This window comes from Virgibacillus senegalensis, from assembly GCF_000821245.2.
In the GTDB taxonomy this organism is placed as follows: Bacteria; Bacillota; Bacilli; order Bacillales; family Amphibacillaceae; genus Sediminibacillus; species Sediminibacillus senegalensis.
This window is the reverse complement of the sequence record NZ_LN611425.1, coordinates 1,545,346-1,566,207: the sequence shown is the minus strand read 5'-3', so window position 1 is coordinate 1,566,207 and position 20,862 is coordinate 1,545,346. Positions and strand designations below refer to the sequence as shown.

The window sequence follows — 20,862 nt, the reverse complement described above, 5'->3', positions numbered from 1 at the left end:
TCCATTGCTAAACCACCATCCTCTGGATACGAAAATGTAATCGATTTTTCGACAGAAACATCATCACCACTATAGTTTGCGGAAACAACCTCTATTCCCTGAGAATCAATAACAGTAACCGTTTGACCTCCATTGACTAATCCGCCGATTCCTTCTATGATTTTCAGGTGTTTTTCATCAAGATATTTGCTTTCATAGGAGGAAAAATAATTATGGTTGAATGCTTCTCTCGTTATTGGGCTAATTTCATCTACTCGCGTCCAAAACAACTGAGTATCCCAAGGATCAATCGTCAATGACTCGGTTATTTCTACATTCCAATTTCCGGAACTAATCCGGTAGTTTTTTATATCGATTGGTTCAGCACTGTTGTTATAGATTTCCAGGTACTCAAATGCATCATAGCCGGCAAAATTATCACTGTTTGGCACCAACTCGGTTATCAGTAAGTTGGGGATTGGATTATTTCCCCTTGGACCGGAAACTAATTCTGTTTTAGTAGATTCATTCCCAGCGTTGTCAAAAGTTGTTACTTCAAAGGTATAATCTCTTCCCAATTCTAAAGGATACACACGAATGCTTTCAGTTGTGGTTGTCGAATAAAGAGTACCATTGATATAAACTCGATAACCAATGAAATCTGAAGCAGCACTTTTATCCCATTTAAGTATCACATGATCGGTACCAGGACTTGATTGTAAACCGGTTGGAGCGGCGGGGGACTCTGTATCGATATCTTCCTGTGGGATAGCAGTTACTTCCTTACTACTTGGAGATTCGTTTCCTTCATCATCCACAGCAGTAACTCGGAACCAATACTCTTGCCTATTTGTTAATCCTTCAAGCGTAATGGATGACTTTTCGGAGACTGTAACAGCTTCATGGCTGGTATTGGAGTACACGTTATACAATTCAGCACCCTCTATTTCCTCCCATTGTACAGTAACCGCTTGATTTGATGGTGTAGCGCTAATATCCAAAGGAGTTTGCGGGGCATTTACTTGTTCAGAAATCACTTTTCCAGGCGTAGCCTGCTCGTTATTTCGTAGCCGCGTCATTTCGTTTGTAGTACCTATTTGATAAATAATACTTTTATTGGTGATTCCGTCTGTCGCTCCATCGTTAATGATCGCTGTACTAATAACATTTCCGTCTGGACTCGCAATCCCAACTTGCCTGCGGGAGCTGTCATGAAGTCCTTGACCAGATGTTGTCAGTTCAACTTCGAAAACCTTCTCTTTGGGTAATACGACGTCATAATTAGAGTTGAAATCCCACAAAGGTACGTTCGGATAATTATATTTCTTCAACCAAAGAACCAATGTGTCTCGTGCTTTTACTGTCTTATCCCCGATCACCCAACGGTTGGCAGGGATTGTCATGTTACTCGTAAAGTACTGTAGTTGATAGCCTTCTAAATGAATGTCCTCCGATGAGTTATTATAAATCTCCACATACTCGTAAGGTTGTCCTGGACCATCCGATTTGTTGACAATCTCGGTAATGACTAATGGTGGATTGGGCTCTTCAGCAATGGTAGTAATCGATGAAAGAATGACCATCACTCCCATTAACAGCATAATGATTACTCCATAAGCCTTCCACTTGTTTTGCTTTTTTTTCATCCATCTTCCTCCTTTTAAAAAGTTGACTCCTTGAAGGTAATAATTGTGTTTATCATGAAGTTTTAATATATAAAAAAAGAACCCACGCCAATTAAACGTATTACAAATAAGTATTTGTAATACAGATAATGTGCATAGGGTTCTCCTCTTCTCCACCCGAAGACTTAAACGATAGCTATTTAATTGCTATTAATCATACAACAACATTAGAAGGTTAGCAATACTATTTTGTATACGCTTTCGAAAATGGTCCTTTGGAAGGATGGGGTGGGGTGGGGATAAATTTGTACTTTTCAGAATACGGCTTGCGCTGAATAACAGATTAGTATAAAATTTAATCTATAACATCATAAATTCTGTTGTGGGAAGAGTAAAAGAGATCACCCATAATGCAAAGTTTTAACAGGACTGGAATAGTGCCTGTTATTGATTTTGTCTTATGAGTGATTTTTTTTATCTTTAAAATGGAAAAAATAAAAATCGATGAGGGGGAGTAGATTGGAATTTGTATCAGCGTTTTTTTGGGAAAATGAATTGTATTTTAGAATTTTAATAAGCGCGATTTTAGGATTCTTGATTGGATGGGACCGCACTTCAAAGAATAAACCAGCGGGATTGAAAACTTATACATATGTTGCAGTTGCTTGTACGTTAATTACGCTTGTTTCCATTGAAAGTGCTGAAATTTTTAGCGAGCCGGACAGTGGGAAAGTAATGGATCCAATGCGTCTTGCTGCCCAAATTGTGTCGGGTCTTGGTTTTTTAGGTGCCGGTGTAATATTGAAAGATGGTTTACGAGTAAAAGGACTTACTTCTGCTGCAATGATTTTTTATGCAGGGGGAGTAGGGATTGGTATTGGGGCTGGTTTTTATAATCTGGTAATCTTTGCGACGCTAGTTACTTTTTTAATAACTAGAATAGGCAATTTTTTCGAGGAACATGATATTAAAACAAGCCGTCCTTGGTTTTCAAAAAAACAGCGTTCTAGCGATGAAAAAGAAGCTGCAAGTAAGTAACGGTAAAGACGGTGAATATAGGATAGATGTAACGATGCTCTAAGTTATAAGTCGAGGTTCCATAGATTGGGATTGCCAGATGATACAGCTAACGCACCAGCTTTTAACCCACTAAGTATCTCCTCTTCATTACTGATTAGTCCACCAGCGATGATAGGCAAATAAGTCATTCTAGTCAATTCATCTATAATAGATGACATCAAACCAGGAAGTACCTCAATAGCATCTGGTTTGCAACTGTGGGCAATGTCGATTCCTTTTTTAAGAGCATTCCAATCAATTAGAAATAAGCGTTGTATAGTCATAAGATTTTCTTCGTTTGCGTATTTTATTAAATTACTTTTTGTCGTAATGATGCCTGTAGGATTCCACTTTTTAGCTATGTATTGAATGGCACTTTTGGTATTGGATAGCCCCTCAATGAAATCAATGTGGACGAAAGTTATTTTTCCTGCTTGCTTTAATTGGTCGATGTAATTCTTCGTAGTAATCAGATCCCCAGTTAAAATGAAAGCGATATTCGATTTAGAATGAATGGCTTTTTCCAAATCGTCTTCTTTCTTTACGGAGGCGATTACTTGGGATTGAACTAAGTCAGTAATATTATTCATTTGTATCCCTACCTAATACTGAATTTTATAAAAATTATAACATATTTAATTAGTCAATGTCTTCGAGAGGTTAAATTGCTTCTTTTTTTGGATTCATAAGGTAAAAAAAGAAGCCAGGTATGATTACTCTTAGTTTATTTTTTCTAGTGCCTGAGAACCTACAATTGGTCCTGCTATTTACACTAACACTGGAATAATTGTGTTTACTATAGTGGCAGAGGATATGGCATCGGTATCTTTTACAGTCGTTCACCAATGGAGATTTATGGGCAATAATCTCATCTGAAAGGAATAATAAAATGCTATTTAAGTTATTGAGTACACCATTTAAAATAATTACAATCATATTGATAACCGCAGTGATAATGATTTTTTGTTTATCTTTATGGAGTTCGCATGATCAAAATCCTTTCTCCATCACCAATTGGATTATTGTTGCTTTGTTCTTGGTAAATGGAATACATGTCTTTAAGAAAAAAAGAAGCTGGGGAATCTGGTTAATTGCAGGTGCGATCATAATTGCTGCAATTTCCTGGGTGCAAATCCTGTATCTATAAGGGGAAAAGTGGTGGGCATCTGAAAGTGTGTACAATATTTATTTGGAAAGTGCATCGTCTGACGAATATTCGAAACGCTATGGGTTTATTTATGTAGAAAAGCACGGTGATAGCAGTTGCAAAACTGGGAGGCAGCTTTGAAGTAAGCTACCTCCCAGTTTTGCATACTATGCTGCTTGGTTGTCATCTATCGCTGTTTTATCATTGAACGTCTTTATGTTCAACTTGCCTAAAATTCTTGATGTCAGTGTCCCGGATACCATGGCTCCGTTCACATTCAAGGCAGTCCGGCCCATATCGATAAATGCTTCAATAGAGATTAATAGTCCGGCTAACGCTACCGGCATGTTCATAGAGGACAAAACAATCAATGCCGCGAACGTTGCGCCGCCGCCTACACCGGCGATACCGAAAGAGCTGATTCCAATAATGAGCACTAACTGTAAAATGAACCATGGATCAAGCGGCTCAATTCCGACGGTAGGTGCAATCATTACGGCCAGCATTGCTGGATATATCCCTGCACACCCGTTTTGCCCCATGGTTGCACCGAATGATGCTGATATATTGGCTATTCCCTCATCGACACCTAGGGAATTTTTTTGCGCGGAAACATTTAATGGGATCGTCCCTGCACTAGAACGGGAAGTAAAGGCAAAGCCCAACACCGGGATGACTTTTCTCAAGAAATTGATCGGGTTCAGACCGAATACCCCTACTAATACTAAATGAATGACAAACATCGTAAGCAGGGCGGCGTAGGATGCAAGTACGAATTTGCCGAGTTCGATAATGCCTGCAAAATCGGTGGTTGCAACCGTATTTGCCATTAACGCTAGGATTCCATATGGTGTTAAGCGTAAAATCAACGTGACGATCCGCATGACGACTGCATAGACGGCATTGACCATATTGGTGAACATCTCAGCCTGTTCCGGATTTTTACGCCGAAGTCCCAATACTGCTATACCGACGATTACAGAAAAAATTACAACCGCTATAACTGATGTAGAACGCTGGCCGGTCATATCAAGAAAAATATTGGCCGGGATGAAATTCAGTATTTTTTGTGGAGTGGACTGTGTTTCCACCACATCATCCAGCGTAGCCTCAAGGGAAGAGCCGCGATCTTGTTCAGCTTGACCTGCTTCGATTTGCTCGGCATTTAAGTCGAATATCGTAGCAGAAGCAATACCGACCAATGCCGCTACCATAGTTGTACTAATAAGAATACCGATAATCCAGGCCGACATTTTACCTAGCTCAGCTGATTTTTCCAAATTAATGATAGATTGGATGATTGATACTAACACAAGCGGAATGACGATCATCATTAAAAAGTTTACATAGCCTCGTCCGACGATGCTGTACCAATCCGCCGTCGTTGCCAGGACGTCCGAACCGCTGCCATAAATCCACTGTAAGACGGCACCAAGGACAATCCCCAGCCCTAGGCCGGTAAATACTCGTTTCGTAAACGTAACGTGCTTTCGTTGCATTGTAATTAAAATACCGATAATGGCTAGTAATACAACGATGTTAAGAAGAACAAAGAAAATATCCATCCATAAACCCCCTGTTAGTTGATATTTCGTTAGCATATGCAGCTAACAACTATTTTGCTTACTAATACGTATAATTCCTATGAAAATAGTATGCTTTAAAAATTTACAATACGTTTTATTCGGAGTCAAGTACTCATTAGAAGATTCCTATGCTTTCGACCTGTTTTTTCTGAATTTTTAGGAATTACTGATAAAAAGGCGTATAATAAAAAAGAAAAATATTTTTGGGGGAGGAGAACAAATTGGCAAAACAAATCAAGAAGGACATGGTAGAGGCATTTTCGATAAGCCTTCAAGACCAACCGCAAAATCAGGTAGTAAAAGATGCGATTATGAAAAACGGCATTCAGGCGTCCATCCAAAACAGCGATGCGGTTGTCGCCATGAATCATGTTTTTTCTAATGAAATTCAAACGGGGAAGGTAACCAACCAAAAGCAAAGCGGTCGATGCTGGATGTTCGCTGCCTTAAATACCTTCACCCACAAATTAAATCACCTTTTCAGCTTAAAGGATTTCGAGCTATCTCAAAATTATATCAACTTTTGGGATAAGTTCGAAAAGGCTAATTACTTTTTGGAAAATATCCTGGATACAGCGGACGAACCATTGGACGGAAGGTTGGTCTCCTGGTTGCTGACAACCCCGCAGCAAGACGGCGGGCAATGGGATATGCTCGTATCGTTGATTGACAAGTATGGGGTGGTCCCGAAACAAGTGATGCCGGAAACTTTCCACAGCAGCAGCTCTGCTCAGCTTAATCAGATGTTGGACGCTAAGTTGCGGAAGGATGCCGTGGAACTGAGGAAACTTCATGAAGAAGGAAAGCCGTCTGCAAAGTTGCAGCAAGTGAAAGAGGGAATGCTTTCCCAAATTTACAGAATGTTGGTTTTTGCACTCGGTGAGCCTCCAAAAGCTTTTGATTTTGAATACAGAAATGAGGATAACGTCTTTCATCGAGATCAACAGATAACTCCGCAAGCGTTTTTTGAGAAATACGTGGGAGTGGATTTACATGACTATGTAAGTGTCATCAATGCACCAACAGAGGATAAACCATACGGGAAAACGTACACAGTCGACCGGCTGGGTAATGTGGTTGACGGAACACCGATTAAATACTTACATGTTGATATGGAAACCTTGAAAGAGCTGGCTGTCAAACAAATCAAGGATAATGAAAGCGTCTGGTTTGGATGCGATGTAGCGCAGGAATCTAATCGGAAAGAGGGGGTCATGGATACCTCGCTGTTTGATTATGAACCTGCATTCGGCTTTTCACCAAAAATGTCGAAGGCGGAACGACTGGATTTTAAAGATGGGATGCTGACGCATGCAATGGTGCTGACTGGGGTCAACCTTGTCGATGACAAACCAAACCGTTGGAAAGTAGAAAACAGCTGGGGAGAAAAAGTCGGAAATAAAGGGTACTTCGTGATGAGCGATGATTGGATGAATGAATATACCTACCAGGTCGTTGTCCATAAAAAGTACTTATCGGAAGAATTAAAAAAAGCTTGGGAACAGGAGCCAGTAGTCTTGAAACCTTGGGATCCGATGGGTTCACTTGCTTGGATGAACTGACCGTATCGGAAAACGGGAAGAATCAATTCTTCCCGTTTTTCCTGTTTCTTTATTACTTTGCAAGGAGTTGGAAATGCGCTGTACCTTTTTTAAATATGTTGAAGTTCCTCATTGAGCTTTCTGCATTGATGTTTGAAATAAAGATAAAAACAGAACCAAAAAATCGTATAAACGACGAGCGTTATGGCAAGAAATAATAGGATTCCTGTCATCCCAGCTGGAATCCAGCCAATTTTGAATGCCAAAACAAAATAGGCGACCATCACGGTAAGGAAGTGGAGGCCAGTTTGTTGTGCCAGTGATAAGGATCTTATTTCGAAATATAACGGTGTAACAGTAAACAACCAACCGCAAAAGATCGTGCCGAGTGAATTTTTGAGGAAAGTCTCTCCGTCAAGCACGGTTTCTCCGCCAAAATAAATGATAGAGTTGGTAATCAACACAGCTAGAAATGCACCATAGAAGATACCAATCAAACTTCTGAATAAGAATTTTCTCAATTTTTCCCCCTCCTGTTCCTTTTTAATATGGATTTAATATTACTTACATAATGACGAGATACATACTCTTTGGCCCCTGATTTGAAATGGACACAGATTGTACCGTTGAACGATGGTTCAAAATGGTTTATTTCAAAAAGATTGGCGATGGCAGATTTTGAGATGCGGATAAATTTGCTTGGAGGAAGGATTTGGTCCAGTTCATACAATTTTTCTTTCACTTTAAAATTACCTCTCGATGTAATGGCCATGACCGAATCTCCTTCCGCTTGAAAACGATGGACTTCTTCCGGTTTCAAAATATGCTGTTTCTCTCCATTTTTTCCGATAATAAATTCGGCGTCTCTATTCTCCAGGAAATCAAGGACTTGTTTAATCGAGTCATCGATTTCCCTGCATTGAATCGTTACGGTCGTTTCTTGATGACTGCGGTCCACATCCAATAATACCTTCAATATTTCTCCCTCCTTTGATATGTCTGTGATTTACATTAAGTATAGAGGGGGGATTGTTCCTTGTCACCAGGATGACGCTGACACGTTTGTCGGAAAGGGTGAGGTGCAATTTTGCTCCAATAACCTGCCAGAGTTTTCTTAAGATGAAGAGGTATCTCCTTGTGAAAGCAATACGTACTTATCCCATAGAAATATGTAAAAGAGACTGTTCAGCTGAAACAGTCTCCCCATTTTTTATTTAGTATTAATAATACCCCCCATAGTAAGGGTATCCATAGTAAGGCGGGTAAAATAGGCTGCTGCCTAAAAGGCCGCCTAGCACTCCGCCGAGAAATGGATATCCATATCCTCCATAAAAGGGACGTGGACCATAGAACGGCCTTGGACCATAAAATGGCCGCGGTCCGAAGAAAGGTCGCGGTCCATAAAAAGGCCTGCCCCGTTCATCTGTATAAACCTCCTGCTGTTCTTGTATTGGATATTCTTGATATTCTTGAATCTCGTTGTTCATTGTGTAAATCTCCTCCTTTTCGGATTTAATTCATTTTATGGAAAGGCGGAGAAAATGTAGCCTGTTTACCCATTCATTCAAGTAACTTGGGCGCTTATCCAAAGCTTTGGCCATATTTACCTATCTCTGCTGATGGCATCTTTTAAATTATCAATAGCTATTGCCAACGTAGTGATTCTCTTTTCAAAACGAAATAAAAGATATAAAACCAAGACTACTGGAAAACCAAGATCGCTGACAAGCGTCATCAATGCTGGTATCGATGTTTCCTCCATAAGGTCTCTCTCCCTCCTCTCTCTTTCCCTTTATCTCTTATAGAAGTAGGAATCTCTAAAAAGTAAACCCCTACAAGTTAGTTATATTTTCACTAGAAACTGGAACAAATATTGCGATATAATGACAAATAAACGAACACATGTTCTCTTTTTCTTTGAAATAGTTTATATTTTCACCGCGGAATGTTCTTTACATAGTAGGAGGGATTCACATATGGAGTACAAGCGCTTCCCGAATAACCAGCATGACGTCGTGGAAGAATTTTTTGAAAAGTATGACGCATTTTCTAGTCAGCCGATTGTTAAAGCGTTTTTTTCAGACGAGGAAAATAAGCAGCTATTAGAAAGGGCATTGGTAGAAGGTACGACTGAAAGCCAAAAAAAGCTGGATGATAAATTCCGTGATTATTATAGCCGGGCAAAGGCAACAAAGTATTTTTCGAACTTAATTTATTTTAATTCCATCAATTTTGATAAACGAATACGTAAATACCACGACAAAAATTTAACGATACTCAATCAGCCCTTATCAGACAAGGAGTCGGATTCGGAAGATGAATGGATTGATAGGCTGGAGGGGGAAGATGTCGAGCCCCTGGAACAGATTGTCATGGAGAGCGGAAAACTGGAAGATCACATATTGAATGAGGAATTATATGGTGCCATTCAACAGTTAAGTCCGCAGCAAAAAGAGGTATTGGAATTGATTTATGTCAGGCAGCTGAAAATGAAGGAGATCGCTGACCTGAAGGGAACATCCGCGCAAAATATTTCAAAAATTCACAGGCAGTCAATTAAAAAAATGAAAAACTATCTGGAAAAAGGGTGAGACGATGAAACAAAAACAGCTTATGATTACAGAGTTTATTATTCAGATGGAGCCGAAAATTAAAAAATCAGTGATGTACACTTCTCCACAGGAAAGAGACGATTTGGAGCAGGAAATCAAATTAAAAATGATTGAGACGGTAACACGGGGAGTCATCAAAGAAACGCCAGGATTCTGGGAATTCAAACAATCCTTCGAATGAGAGAAATGAAAACAGCCACAGCGGTTTTGGCTGTTTTTTTTTAGTAAGTTAGCCATCAGAAGTGAGATTCCCAAACCATTTTATTTGAGAATAGTATTATTCAAAAAATCTTAACGTTAGAATAATCTCGATGTAATCCGTGGGAGTATCCTCGCTTAGAAATAGAAGCTGTACTTTGCGGAGGAAATACCCGAAGACTCCAGCGGGAGGAAAGGCCTCGGTGAGATCCCGCAGAGCGTAGCTCGAGGAAGCTCACCAGCCGCCCGCGGAAAGCGAAGGGAATTTCCGCAGCGATAGATTAGCAGGGTAAGGATGGAATTGGTCATTCAAGGAGACGCTCGCTGTGCATCCACAAACGAATTTTTGTATATAAATGAACGGATGAAAATATTCATTTAAAGAGCGGTGGAAAGAAAGCTACTAAAAGATTAATGCTGGCAATCCCCCGGCATGGTCGTAATCTTGATCGCTTGAAGGAGGAAAGCGATGCAGCTCAATGTGAGAGATTATGGTGCGTCAGGTGATGGACAGACGAAGGATGCGGTTGTAATTCAAGCAGCCTTGGATGAAGCAAACCGTGTGAAATCAGGAATAACTGTTTGGATACCGGAGGGGACTTATCGTTTGGAAAAAACGTTGTATGTATCTTCTAAAACACATGTCATTGCCGCGCCTGGTACCAGGCTGGTGAAGGACCATAATGGATATCTAGTTACCAATGGCAGGCCCGAAGAATCCTTTGAAAAGTATAGCGGGCATTCGGACATCGTGATAGAAGGCGGAATCTGGGACTTTAATGGGACTAAACGAAAGGTGATGCATAACTGTTTTGCTTTCGGACACGGAGATAACATTACTTTGGAAGGAATGGAAATCCGGGATGTTGCAGGAGCGCATGCAGTCGAAATCTGCGGATGCCGGAACGTCAGGATCAGCAACTGTCGTTTTTTAGGCTTCATCAATACGGGTGGACGAAACTTTTCAGAGGCCGTACAAATTGACTTGATGAAGGCTAAATGGGTGTTTAGTGCGTTTGGTGCTTATGATCAAACCCCGTGTGATAACGTTTGGATAAGCGGGTGCTATTTTGGCTCCTCTGGTACAGATGGAAGCCAGGTATGGCCGCGCGGGATAGGGAGTCATTCGTCCACGATAGGTGTTTGGCATCAAAATATCAAAGTCCAAAACAATGTGTTTGAAGGGCTGACCATGCAGGCTGTCCGCGGTTACAGCTGGAGGAATGTACAAATACAGCATAATCAGATGATTTCTTGCGGAGCGGGAATTGAAGCAGCTTCCCCTATTTTAAGCGATGCCAAGGACACCAAAAATATTTTTGGAAAGCAGACAGGGGGCAGTCAGCCGTGTGAAAACATTCAAATTGTCCACAATACCATTACCGGCGGACTTACTTATCACCATGGAATTCACCTTGCAGGAGAAAGAAGCGGTGTGTTAGCAAATGTTTTAATCAGTGGAAATATTATTTCTGATCCGGTACAGGGTAGTGCTTTTTCGGGGATAAGTATTCGTCACGGCCAAACAGTAAATGTTACCAACAATATACTGGGACAAATCAAGGGAACGTCCATTGCTGTCGAAGTTGGAAGCAGAATAGTTCTAAACAATAATATGATAACCTTTGCTTGGGGAGATGGTATATCCGTGTCAGACCATGTTGTGGGCGTTGACCTGAAAAACAACTTCCTTCAATACATATGGAGGAATGGAATCGTAATATCCGGTAACGTAGGGCAGGTAGTTATTTTGGGTAATACCATCTATGGCGTAAACGGAGAAGGCAGTAAAACTTACCCTATTACTGCCAAACTTGCCAATGAAATGATCATTTCGATGAACGTGTATAAGAATGAGGGAAAGAAATACCACTCGGATAAAGCGCTACATATTGCCTCTTCCTGCCGGAACGTATGGGAAAACGGAAATTATTTTTCTGGATTGACGTAGAAGATAGTAAAGGGAATGTAAAGTTTTTAAAGTTACTGGTTCCCCGTCAGACAGTAGTTCTGTTAGAAAATGGAAGTCAACCGTGAATAGTGAACCAGTTTTTCTACTCAAATAAGAATGTTTATTGTTTTGAAAACGATACCCGTCTAGGCAATTTCTCTCAATCAGCGTTTTGGCTGTCACTTTTACATTCTGTTTATGAGTCCTCAATAATTCCAGATTAGCATGGAAGATGTAATGTTAAATCTGGAGGGGAAACAATGAATAAGAAACGTTTGGTAAACAAATTGGTTGTACCGTTGGTTGTTGGCGGAGTTGCATTGGGCAGTATATTCGCTTACGATACAACATCTGAAGCAAATCAGGCGAAGGATACAGGTAAGATAAAGAACGTCATTTTTTTAATTGGCGATGGCATGGGACCTGCCTTTAATACGATGTATCGTTATTTGAAGGATGATCCTACTACGCCGATGATGGAGCCCACCGCTTTTGATCCTTATCTGGTAGGAATGCAAAAGACATATCCTCATGATCATGAGGAAAACATCACCGACTCTGCCGCAGCGGCAACATCCATGTCGGGTGGAGTGAAGACATACAATGGGGCAATCGCTGTTGACACAGAAAAACAGAATGTAAAAACCGTGCTGGAGCAAGCAAAAGACCAGGGGAAATCTACTGGTCTAGTGGTGACGTCTCAAGTGAACCATGCTACTCCGGCGGCTTTTGGCGCACACGATGAGTCGAGACAAAACTATGATCAAATTGCCGATGATTATTATGACGATTTGGTGAATGGCGAGCATAAGGTCGATGTGATACTGGGCGGAGGCACAGACTACTTCGAACGGGATGACCGTAATCTCGCGGAAGCATTCCAGGAAGACGGATACAGTTATGTAACCTCCCGTGAACAAATGCTTCAGGATAATCATAACCAAGTTTTAGGCTTGTTTGCACCAGTAGGAATGGACAGAATGATCGATCGAACTGAATCGACCCCATCCCTTGCTGAAATGACCAAATCTGCCCTTGACCGGCTTAACGAAGATAAGGATGGCTTTTTTCTAATGGTTGAAGGTAGTCAAATTGATTGGGCAGGCCACGATAACGACGTGGTAGGAGCAATGAGCGAAATGGAAGACTTTGAAAAAGCATATGAAGCAGCGATTGAATTCGCCAAAAAAGACAAGCACACCTTGGTAGTTGCTACAGCTGACCACTCAACTGGCGGACTGTCTATCGGAGCGAATGGCCCGTATGTTTGGAATCCCGAACCAATCCAGGCTGCAAAACGAACTCCGGATTATATGGCACAGGAAATAGTGGAAGGTGAGCCTGTAGCATCGGTGTTGGAGAAATACATCGACTTAACATTGACAGAAGACGAGATTCAATCGGTAGAAACAGCGGCTAAAAGTGGTGAGGCAACGGAGATAGACAATGCAATTGAAGCGATATTTAACAGGCGATCGGGTACTGGCTGGACAACGGATGGACATACCGGTGTCGACGTGAACATCTATGCATATGGTCCAGGTTCTGACCAATTTTCCGGCTCGCTGGAAAACATAGATACCGCTGAAAAGATATTTGATTTTTTAGGTGATAGTGACTCCGCTAAATAAGCTGTACCACAACCCTCTGTTAACTCTACGGAGGGTTTTACTATGTCGGAAAGCGCTGGGTGATTTCTGAGATGATGGGTTAACCAGCTTATCAGATTCCAGATATGTTATGTTTATAGTAACGCGAAAAAAAGCGGGAAAAGTTGGATTAAGGGGTGGTAAGGGTGAGAATTGAAAAGCAGCCATTCGGTCCGGATGGTGTACATGCAGTAGCATACTTGTGGGAGGATTCCGTTCAATTCAAAACCGGGGAAAAACGTCCGGTAGTCATTATTTGCCCGGGAGGCGGCTACCATCATACATCAGATCGGGAATCTGACCCGGTGGCGTTAAAATATTTCGCCGAAGGATATCACGTCATTACGGTGAGGTATTCATGTATCTCGTCAGACGGACACTTATTTCCCAAACCGTATGTTGAGCTAGGATCTGCTTTCCTCTGGTTACAGGCGAACGCAGAGGACTGGTATGTTGACTTGGATCAAGTTACTTTGACAGGTTTTTCGGCTGGCGGCCATCTAGCTTTGACTTTTGTGACAGAACAGAAATGGGTAGCAGGACTGTTGGGTGTAGCTTCAGAAAAACTGCGAGTAAACCATTTAGTTTTGGGCTATCCAGTCGTGAATTTCCAGTATGGCTGGCCAAAAGAAACGGATAAGAAGAAAAAAATGACCGATTTATTCGGGCATGAATTCCATGAACAGGCAAAAGAAAGATTGGTCCAACCTGATAAGCATATCCCGGAATCAATGCCAAGAACGTTTATTTGGCATACAAGAGATGATGCAACAGTTCCGGTGGAAAATGCCGTACAATTAATGCTGGCACTTCAGAAAAAACACATTGCCCATGAAGCTCATTTTTTTGAAAGTGGGGTCCATGGGCTCGCATTAAGTAATCACCTTTCAGCTGCAAATGAGGAACAGAAAAATAAATATTGTGAACCGTGGTTTGATCTCGCTTTAAATTGGCTGAAAAAAGGCAGTTGTGATTAAAAGGGATCGGGACAAAAGTATCGTGCTCAATATGAAACCGAACGTTACCAATTTGTTCGGTTTTTTAATTAGAATAGAGGAACTCTCCGCTCCGGCAAGGTACTTCGCTTTCAGCGACCTGGAGTCTGGGTACCTTGCCTCTGTTGGTTGGAGATACTTTCTCTTCTCACATGATTTCCGTGTTGTCATTTGCGTTATGGATAGAAAACGAAGCCACATGGAAACCGGAGTACTTGTTATCCCTTTTATACTGTCGGTTTGTATATTCCAAATTCCGAAGAATAAAGTCCCTAAGCTGATCTTTCGTCTTCGTCACTGTTTGGGATCACTATCAACCAATAGAAGAATACGGTTCAATTCATCTTGTCTTGAACATTTGGAAATCAGATCACGAAAATGTAGCAAAGGCAAGATACGGAGACTCCTTTGGGAACAGCACGAGCTGAAAATCCCGCAAGAAAGCGGTTGGTGTTTTCTGAGGAAGTTGAAGCCGTGCCCATGGAAAGCGCAGTATCTTGCCGTAGCAATGGCAAACCTTATTCCGTAGAAGGCTGGAGCTTGCCTTATACAAATAAAAAACCGAGCGAATTCGAATGCTTACTACTTCGAATATTGTTCGGTTTTTACTTTGGTGGCTATGCTTTTGTCCAGGCTTTTTTTCTTATTTATGTAGGGGTACCTTTTATTCCGAAACAAGTTCGATCGTATAGGTACCACGGTCGGTTGTCAAAGAAAATCTGGAATCGTCGTATTGGTATAAGGACGAGTCTTCAATTGGAATTTCATACACCTGGTCAGGGAGAGGCTGTGCATTTTCTGTATCGGTAAGCATCTTGCCATTACCGTTCAATTGTAACTTGTGCATTGCCTGGTAATCATCGAGTCTACGTGTATCAGTATCATAAGAAACTGCGTTCAATTGCAGAATGGTTTCGTCATAGTCGCCGATTTCCTGCTTCGTAACTTTAATCTTCTTTCCATTCCATTGCTGTAATAACTCATTGAATTCTTCAATTGATAAGAATTGGTGTTGTGCCATTTTCATCCCTCCTTCAATTAGACTGTCCGAAAAGTACAGATACATACGATTTTCTGTCCTTGGACTGTTAAAATGGTTGATGCAGCAGTCTTAATAGCTTTGATGCCGTTAAAAATGATAAACTGTACTCGGTGGCAAAAATTTTCATCGGTAAACAATTTAACAGCAAGCTGTCAAATAGAGAAAATATGAATAAGATATCGTGAAGCTCCTCGTTTGTTGCCTTATCGAAACAATGAATTTGTTTGCTATGGCAAGAGCTGAACGAGCTTATATACAGGAGGGTACAGCTATGAAGCTTGTAGGTATATCAGGATCGTTAGTTGGCTGGAAGACTCATGTGGCCATTAACAAGGTATTAGCAGCAGCAAAAGCGGTCGAGCCCAATTTGAAAACGGAAATGATTGATTTGAAGGACTATGACGTAGAATTTGTCCGGGGAACACCACTTGCTTATTATAATGAGGATACATTTAATGTCGTAAACAAAATATTGACAGCGGATTTCTTAGTGATCGGTACACCGATTTACCAGGCATCCATTTCCGGTGCTTTGAAAAATTTATTAGACCATCTTCCCGTCGATGCTTTTAAATCCAAAGTAACAGGCATTGTGACCACAGGGGCAGTCGAAAAACACTTTCTTGTCTCAGAATATCAGTTAAAGCCGATTCTTTCTTATTTAAAAGGGTTGGTACCAACTTTGAATGTATTTATCCATAATGATTCTTTTGACGATGAAAATGAAATTATCGATGATGAGGTTACCGAACGGATCGGTAAATTTGCGGAAGAACTTATCCGCTTACAACAGAATATTAAGTAAGGATAGAGTAAACAGTAAGGCAAGGAGGAACAACTATGGAACTGGACGCTCTGTTGCAAGACATCTCCATATGGCGGGCTGAACAAACGGAAATAGGAGAACCCACCACTCCGAAAAGGATATTAATACACCCAATTATTTTGGAGTCTATTAGAAAAGATGAACGATTGGAACAGTATATGACCGTACAGAATGATAAAAAATCTTACTTCATGTTTGGCGCTCCTGTCGTACCGGCGACAGATGTGGAAAAATGGGAAATTGAATAAATACAGTAGATCCAGCACTTTAATTCATATTGCTGGTATTTTACTAGTTGAGCCATTCTTCTAACAGTTACCTATTTTGGATACTTCTTTTATTGATAGTTTTGAAAATGGAAACATATAAAATGATATACCCCCTAAAAGGGACTTAAATGGGAAACAAAACTATCAAATGATTCATCTTAATCCCAGGGGATAGTGTTTACTCTAGTTAGAAAGGAAGCAAAGCGACGCTTCCTTTCCTGTATGCTTAGCATTTATGCTAAAGAAGTCTAGCTATGAAGCTGGTAAAGCAAGATAGGATAACTAGCAACAAGGCGATAAACGCTATAAAAATGATAAGCAGAACATTCCAACCTTCACTGGGTTGTTCTGGTTCAGGCTCCGGTTCAGGATCTGGCTGTGGCGGGCAGCACGGCTGACAAGGCGGCTGGCAAATCTCTCTCCAGCGTGGCTGCCAGGTAGAACAAATCATAGGTATCCTCCTTTACTAATAGATAATATAAGATATGGAATTGCAAAATTTCCTGATTGGTACAACAATGGAAATATGGTGGAATAAGGGAATGATCCTATATTACTTGTGAGAAGTTGTCCGATAGATAAGAGAAAGGAAGAGATACATATGCCGGAATTTTCGACGGAAAGATTAGAAATGCACACCTTGACAGCTGATATGATGGAGGCTGTGTTAAAAGGGGGACCAGAACTTGAGCGAAACATCCCCTTCCACACAGGATCGGAATGGCCGCTGGAAGTTTACAAGAAGCTTTTTCCGTACAAAATCGAACGTTTCCGTACGTACCCTTCTGAAAATGACTGGGAGGGGCTGATAGTCGATAAAGCAGATAAAAGGATTGTCGGTGATATGGGGTTTAAAGGCGGACCGAATGAAGAAGGAGTGATTGATTTAGGCTACAGCATCATTCCCAGCTGCCGTGGTAAAGGCTATGCAACGGAAATGGGCAAAGCGATGGTGGAATGGGGACTCAAACAGCCGGGAGTGAAAAAGGTGATGGCCAGCTGTGATCCTGATAATGCTGCGTCGATCCGGGTATTGGAAAAAATCGGTTTTCAACAAACGATTCAGACGGATGATTCAATATATTGGTTGTACTAATTAACCCGTTTGGCAGTCATGCCAAACGGGTTAATTTTTTTACTTTAAAGTGTTTTGGAAGAAGTATTGACATAATAAGAAGAAAGGACGAGCGCTGGTCCAGGTTGAGCAAGACACTTTCAAACGTATTCATTCAGTCAGCTTGCTTTATGGTGTTTTTTAAAAAATATCTTGTTTTTGCGGCTATTTCCCGTGTTTCGTTTGCATATGGTGTATCCTCGAATGCCTTATAAAAGGGAGACAGCAATGATTCTATAACTGCCTTACGGACATTGTCTGCGGAAAGCTCTTCAAACAAAGCATCTGTTAATTCAAGCCTGTGTTGCGGCGTTTTTTCCTCGGTGATATCCTGCCTCAGTCTCCCTAATAAATGAAGGATGTCGTCTTTTGGAACACGATGGAACTCTATTTTGTTTTTTAATTTTTCCATTGCATCCACATCCAAAATAGCCGTCTTGTCCCGCACCATAACCGGAAATATTTCCTTTATATAGTGAATGATTGACCTCACAGCTCTCGTTGGCTCTAGTGGGGTGTCATGGGTGATACGCCAGGTGACAGAAATTTGCTGGATCATTCCATAAAACAGAATTGCTGCTTCGTAAGTATATGGCCGGACATTTTCACCGAAAACATCTGTAAATCGTTCAGCCAGCCATTCATGCTCATGTAGCCGGTGCAGAGAAATCATTTTTTTCAATTCTTCATCGCCGGAATGGAGAATGGAATTGTATATCGCAATAAGGTTTTGTTTTAAATTAATATTGAGCAAAACAGAAATTTGCTGGATAAGCACTTCCATATCAGTGCGATCATTTCCTGCCATTATTTCCTGCCTTTGTAAGCTTGCCTCGTAACGAGCGCGTTCTAAGATGACGAGTACACATTCGTTCTTTGAGGTAAAATAATTATAAAAGGTGCCTTTCGAAATTCCGGCTCGTTTTAAAATATCTTGTAGCGATGTTTGTTCTATTCCTTTTTCAATAAACAGCTGCAGCGCACTGTCAACGACTTGTTTTTTACGGTTATTCATATCTTATCCCCCAATATTATACCGGTGGTATATTTTGAAAATGCTGAAATAGTAAGGGTTTGAAATAAAATCTTCAAATGGCTTGATTTAATTATACCACTGGTATAGAATGTCTCAAGTGACCAAAAAAATGAAGGGGATTGGTAATCCCCTGACAGTGGGACTAGTTTTTAACCCTGGCTACTCCCTTTATACAGAATAATGAAGTAAAGGGTTTCCCTTTTCGATCGGAATTCATTTGATACTAATAAGAAAGAAGGAATACTATGGTTGAGAGTCAAAACGCCGCATCATCAGCACAGAATATCAATAAAGTACCTTTGATGATTGTACTGATATCTGGAGCTTTTGCTGCAATTTTGAATCAGACGTTGTTAGCAACGGCTTTGCCACACATAATGGCGGACTTGGATTTAAGTGCAAATACTGCCCAATGGCTGCAGTCCATTTTCATGCTGGTAAACGGAATCATGATTCCAGTTACCGCTTTTTTAATTGAACGGTTTACGACCCGTAATTTATTTTTCACTGCCATGGGGCTTTTTGGATTGGGAACTTTGATTTGTGCATTTGCCCCTGGATTTTCGATGCTGATGGTCGGTCGAATCCTGCAAGCATCTGGAGCAGGGATTATCATGCCGTTGATGCAGACCATTTTATTTTTGATATTCCCTGTAGAGCGGCGCGGAACTGCCATGGGAATGTTTGGTTTAGTCATTGCTTTTGCACCGGCAATCGGCCCTACACTATCAGGGTGGCTGGTGGAAAATTATCCGTGGAGAAGTTTGTTTTATGTCATTTTCCCAATTATTGTGATTGATTTGATTGTTTCTTATTTTATATTGAAAAATGTAACAAAACAAACAAATCCGCGTGTCGATGTCTTGTCGATCATCCTTTCATCGCTAGGATTCGGCGGCCTGTTATACGGATTCAGTACAGCTGGTAACAGCGGCTGGGCAAGCTTTCAAGTGGTAATATCCATGATAGTTGGCGCAATAAGCTTGTATTTCTTTATCAAGCGTCAATCTAAGCTTGAACAACCGATACTTCAATTCAGAGTGTTCGAAAACAAGATGTTCACCATTACAACAGCACTTGGTATGATCGTGTTTATCGCGATGATAGGCGGGGCGGTCATCCTGCCACTGCTTATGCAGAATATGCTTGGATATACCGCCTTAGAATCAGGCTTAATGCTGTTACCAGGTGCAGTATTAATGGGAATAATGAACCCGGTAATGGGAAGGCTGTTCGATAAATTTGGTGCCAAGTGGCTGGCGATTATTGGTTTAACCGACTTGGTAGTCACTACCTTTATGTTCAGTAATTTAACAGCTGAAACGACCTTTACTTATTTGGCAACTGTTAATGCGGTCAGAATGCTTGGCGTGGCTATGGTCATGATGCCAGTAACAACGGCTGGATTGAATCAACTTCCGCCTCATCTGATTCCGCACGGGACTGCAATGAACAATACAATGCGCCAAGTGGCAGGTGCAGTAGGTACCGCATTGTTGGTTACGGTGATGACCAACAATGTACAGCCGGAAAATGGTGTCAATGGACTTGTGCATGGCGTAAATGTTTCCTTTATCGTTGCTGGAGTTACCGCTATTCTCGGGCTTATCTTGTCATTCTTCATAAAGAATTCCCGTCCTTCTGCCGCAGGTACGGAGTAAGCGGAGAAAACAAAAAACCAGTCAACAACACGTGAGGCCACTGAAAAACTGAAGGTCTTTGAAAAGTAGAATTTAAAAAAAGCGGTCTGTATGGAATTATTTCCATACAGACCGCTTTTTATCTAATTTCAAGTGATTTGTGCCCTCTATCACTTCATTAGTTTAACGATTCGTTTCACATTAGCTGTGAAAATCACCATCGCACCTTGCATGCGCAATGCAATACTTCTTGACGGGATGTTTGATTGTATCGAGCCTTGGTGTGTGTCGCTTCAAGGATGAGAGGATTCGATTGAATCACGCCTTTCTCAAGCGCGACCTCTACGGTTTTTCCCATCAGGAGATCTAAAAGGTTTGTGTCTTTCAGACGTTTACGACGGAAGTAAGCTAATAAGCTGGGATTAATGACGTCATCTTCTGGTGCCATTCAAAGAAAATCACTTCTTTTTCGTTTACCCTCTGTTGATTCCACGATGAGCGTTCGGTGGTGACGCCTGCGGGAACAGCGCGAGCCGAAGATCCACTTGGATAAGTGATCTTCTTGACCAAGTTAGCTGAGGCCGTGCCCGCGG

21 protein-coding genes and 1 pseudogene are annotated in these 20,862 nt (G+C 41.1%); 11 read left to right on the top strand and 11 right to left on the bottom strand.

Annotation, left to right across the window (positions count from 1 at the left end; translation table 11 throughout):
• A partial coding sequence (locus BN1067_RS18725) for a lamin tail domain-containing protein (RefSeq protein WP_199868569.1) occupies window positions 1–1,625 on the bottom strand: 1,625 nt, incomplete at its 3' end.
• Between the two features lie 483 nt (window positions 1,626–2,108).
• On the opposite strand from BN1067_RS18725, the gene BN1067_RS18720 reads away from it, so the two are divergent.
• The gene (locus tag BN1067_RS18720) at window positions 2,109–2,642 is read left to right on the top strand and encodes an MgtC/SapB family protein (protein WP_053220319.1); all 534 of its coding nucleotides are present in this window, start codon (window positions 2,109–2,111) and stop codon (window positions 2,640–2,642) included.
• Window positions 2,643–2,686: 44 nt separating this feature from the next.
• On the opposite strand, the gene BN1067_RS18715 is transcribed toward BN1067_RS18720, so the two are convergent.
• Both BN1067_RS18715 and BN1067_RS18705 read right to left on the bottom strand, forming a co-directional pair.
• Complete coding sequence (locus tag BN1067_RS18715) at window positions 2,687–3,253, bottom strand: glycerol-3-phosphate responsive antiterminator (protein ID WP_053220318.1); 567 nt, start codon at window positions 3,251–3,253, stop codon at window positions 2,687–2,689.
• 724 nt (window positions 3,254–3,977) lie between these two features.
• Window positions 3,978–5,375: an L-cystine transporter gene (locus BN1067_RS18705; RefSeq protein WP_053220316.1), complete on the bottom strand. Its 1,398-nt coding sequence runs from the start codon at window positions 5,373–5,375 to the stop codon at window positions 3,978–3,980.
• A gap of 242 nt (window positions 5,376–5,617) precedes the next feature.
• Between BN1067_RS18705 and BN1067_RS18700 the strand changes: the two genes are divergently transcribed.
• Window positions 5,618–6,958, top strand: a complete 1,341-nt coding sequence (locus tag BN1067_RS18700) for a C1 family peptidase (RefSeq protein ID WP_053220315.1) — start codon at window positions 5,618–5,620, stop codon at window positions 6,956–6,958.
• Between the two features lie 89 nt (window positions 6,959–7,047).
• On the opposite strand, the gene BN1067_RS18695 is transcribed toward BN1067_RS18700, so the two are convergent.
• The 4 genes from BN1067_RS18695 to BN1067_RS18680 all read right to left on the bottom strand — a co-directional run bounded on the left by BN1067_RS18695 (window position 7,048) and on the right by BN1067_RS18680 (window position 8,699).
• Complete coding sequence (locus BN1067_RS18695; RefSeq protein WP_053220314.1) at window positions 7,048–7,458, bottom strand: DUF3021 domain-containing protein; 411 nt, start codon at window positions 7,456–7,458, stop codon at window positions 7,048–7,050.
• Window positions 7,455–7,913 carry a LytTR family DNA-binding domain-containing protein gene (locus BN1067_RS18690; RefSeq protein ID WP_053220313.1) on the bottom strand — a complete coding sequence of 153 codons (459 nt, stop codon included), beginning with the start codon at window positions 7,911–7,913 and terminating at the stop codon, window positions 7,455–7,457. The genes BN1067_RS18695 and BN1067_RS18690 overlap by 4 nt, the downstream gene beginning before the upstream one ends.
• 244 nt (window positions 7,914–8,157) lie before the next feature.
• Window positions 8,158–8,424, bottom strand: coding sequence for a hypothetical protein (locus BN1067_RS18685; protein ID WP_053220312.1), 267 nt, complete (start codon window positions 8,422–8,424; stop codon window positions 8,158–8,160).
• A gap of 116 nt (window positions 8,425–8,540) precedes the next feature.
• Window positions 8,541–8,699 carry a YvrJ family protein gene (locus tag BN1067_RS18680; RefSeq protein WP_110943581.1) on the bottom strand — a complete coding sequence of 53 codons (159 nt, stop codon included), beginning with the start codon at window positions 8,697–8,699 and terminating at the stop codon, window positions 8,541–8,543.
• Window positions 8,700–8,913: 214 nt separating this feature from the next.
• On the opposite strand from BN1067_RS18680, the gene BN1067_RS18675 reads away from it, so the two are divergent.
• From BN1067_RS18675 to BN1067_RS18655, 5 genes are all read left to right on the top strand, one after another.
• Window positions 8,914–9,528, top strand: coding sequence for a sigma-70 family RNA polymerase sigma factor (locus tag BN1067_RS18675; protein ID WP_053220311.1), 615 nt, complete (start codon window positions 8,914–8,916; stop codon window positions 9,526–9,528).
• 4 nt (window positions 9,529–9,532) lie between these two features.
• On the top strand, window positions 9,533–9,730 hold the full coding sequence (locus BN1067_RS18670; protein ID WP_053220310.1) for a hypothetical protein: 198 nt from the start codon (window positions 9,533–9,535) through the stop codon (window positions 9,728–9,730).
• A gap of 486 nt (window positions 9,731–10,216) precedes the next feature.
• Window positions 10,217–11,698 (top strand): glycosyl hydrolase family 28-related protein, encoded by a 1,482-nt coding sequence (locus BN1067_RS18665; RefSeq protein ID WP_053220309.1) that lies wholly within the window; start codon window positions 10,217–10,219, stop codon window positions 11,696–11,698.
• 260 nt (window positions 11,699–11,958) lie between these two features.
• Complete coding sequence (locus BN1067_RS18660) at window positions 11,959–13,329, top strand: alkaline phosphatase (RefSeq protein WP_053220308.1); 1,371 nt, start codon at window positions 11,959–11,961, stop codon at window positions 13,327–13,329.
• Window positions 13,330–13,493: 164 nt separating this feature from the next.
• Window positions 13,494–14,324 (top strand): alpha/beta hydrolase, encoded by an 831-nt coding sequence (locus BN1067_RS18655; protein WP_053220307.1) that lies wholly within the window; start codon window positions 13,494–13,496, stop codon window positions 14,322–14,324.
• Window positions 14,325–15,006: 682 nt separating this feature from the next.
• Here the strand turns inward: BN1067_RS18655 and BN1067_RS18645 are convergent.
• Entirely contained in the window at window positions 15,007–15,363 is a 357-nt protein-coding gene (locus BN1067_RS18645; RefSeq protein WP_053220305.1) for a hypothetical protein, read from the bottom strand.
• Window positions 15,364–15,655: 292 nt separating this feature from the next.
• On the opposite strand from BN1067_RS18645, the gene BN1067_RS18640 reads away from it, so the two are divergent.
• From BN1067_RS18640 to BN1067_RS18625, 3 genes are all read left to right on the top strand, one after another.
• Window positions 15,656–16,189, top strand: a complete 534-nt coding sequence (locus BN1067_RS18640; RefSeq protein WP_053220304.1) for an NADPH-dependent FMN reductase — start codon at window positions 15,656–15,658, stop codon at window positions 16,187–16,189.
• 35 nt (window positions 16,190–16,224) lie between these two features.
• Window positions 16,225–16,458, top strand: a complete 234-nt coding sequence (locus BN1067_RS18635) for a hypothetical protein (protein ID WP_053220303.1) — start codon at window positions 16,225–16,227, stop codon at window positions 16,456–16,458.
• Between the two features lie 622 nt (window positions 16,459–17,080).
• Complete coding sequence (locus BN1067_RS18625; protein WP_053220301.1) at window positions 17,081–17,575, top strand: GNAT family N-acetyltransferase; 495 nt, start codon at window positions 17,081–17,083, stop codon at window positions 17,573–17,575.
• A 133-nt stretch (window positions 17,576–17,708) separates the two neighbouring features.
• Here the strand turns inward: BN1067_RS18625 and BN1067_RS18620 are convergent, their stop codons facing one another.
• A complete protein-coding gene (locus tag BN1067_RS18620) occupies window positions 17,709–18,608 on the bottom strand; it encodes a TetR/AcrR family transcriptional regulator (protein ID WP_053220300.1) in 900 nt (299 codons plus the stop codon).
• A 266-nt stretch (window positions 18,609–18,874) separates the two neighbouring features.
• Between BN1067_RS18620 and BN1067_RS18615 the strand changes: the two genes are divergently transcribed.
• Window positions 18,875–20,290: a DHA2 family efflux MFS transporter permease subunit gene (locus BN1067_RS18615; protein ID WP_053220299.1), complete on the top strand. Its 1,416-nt coding sequence runs from the start codon at window positions 18,875–18,877 to the stop codon at window positions 20,288–20,290.
• A 220-nt stretch (window positions 20,291–20,510) separates the two neighbouring features.
• Here the strand turns inward: BN1067_RS18615 and BN1067_RS20355 are convergent.
• Together BN1067_RS20355 and BN1067_RS20350 are read right to left on the bottom strand one after the other, a co-directional pair.
• Window positions 20,511–20,717: pseudogene (locus tag BN1067_RS20355) on the bottom strand (IS5/IS1182 family transposase); the annotation flags it as partial.
• Window positions 20,678–20,862: hypothetical protein (locus BN1067_RS20350; protein ID WP_234400757.1), on the bottom strand; the 185-nt coding region annotated here is incomplete at its 5' end. The gene BN1067_RS20350 and the pseudogene BN1067_RS20355, both read right to left, overlap by 40 nt.

Coding starts and splice junctions, on each gene's coding strand:
- BN1067_RS18620 (WP_053220300.1), bottom strand. CDS start 18,608: ATGAATAACCGTAAAAAACAAGTCGTTGACAGTGCGCTGCAGCTGTTT.
- BN1067_RS18705 (WP_053220316.1), bottom strand. CDS start 5,375: ATGGATATTTTCTTTGTTCTTCTTAACATCGTTGTATTACTAGCCATT.
- BN1067_RS18665 (WP_053220309.1), top strand. CDS start 10,217: ATGCAGCTCAATGTGAGAGATTATGGTGCGTCAGGTGATGGACAGACG.
- BN1067_RS18720 (WP_053220319.1), top strand. CDS start 2,109: ATGAGGGGGAGTAGATTGGAATTTGTATCAGCGTTTTTTTGGGAAAAT.
- BN1067_RS18625 (WP_053220301.1), top strand. CDS start 17,081: ATGCCGGAATTTTCGACGGAAAGATTAGAAATGCACACCTTGACAGCT.
- BN1067_RS18670 (WP_053220310.1), top strand. CDS start 9,533: ATGAAACAAAAACAGCTTATGATTACAGAGTTTATTATTCAGATGGAG.
- BN1067_RS18685 (WP_053220312.1), bottom strand. CDS start 8,424: ATGAACAACGAGATTCAAGAATATCAAGAATATCCAATACAAGAACAG.
- BN1067_RS18640 (WP_053220304.1), top strand. CDS start 15,656: ATGAAGCTTGTAGGTATATCAGGATCGTTAGTTGGCTGGAAGACTCAT.
- BN1067_RS18680 (WP_110943581.1), bottom strand. CDS start 8,699: ATGGAGGAAACATCGATACCAGCATTGATGACGCTTGTCAGCGATCTT.
- BN1067_RS18615 (WP_053220299.1), top strand. CDS start 18,875: ATGGTTGAGAGTCAAAACGCCGCATCATCAGCACAGAATATCAATAAA.
- BN1067_RS18660 (WP_053220308.1), top strand. CDS start 11,959: ATGAATAAGAAACGTTTGGTAAACAAATTGGTTGTACCGTTGGTTGTT.
- BN1067_RS18645 (WP_053220305.1), bottom strand. CDS start 15,363: ATGGCACAACACCAATTCTTATCAATTGAAGAATTCAATGAGTTATTA.
- BN1067_RS18675 (WP_053220311.1), top strand. CDS start 8,914: ATGGAGTACAAGCGCTTCCCGAATAACCAGCATGACGTCGTGGAAGAA.
- BN1067_RS18715 (WP_053220318.1), bottom strand. CDS start 3,253: ATGAATAATATTACTGACTTAGTTCAATCCCAAGTAATCGCCTCCGTA.
- BN1067_RS18635 (WP_053220303.1), top strand. CDS start 16,225: ATGGAACTGGACGCTCTGTTGCAAGACATCTCCATATGGCGGGCTGAA.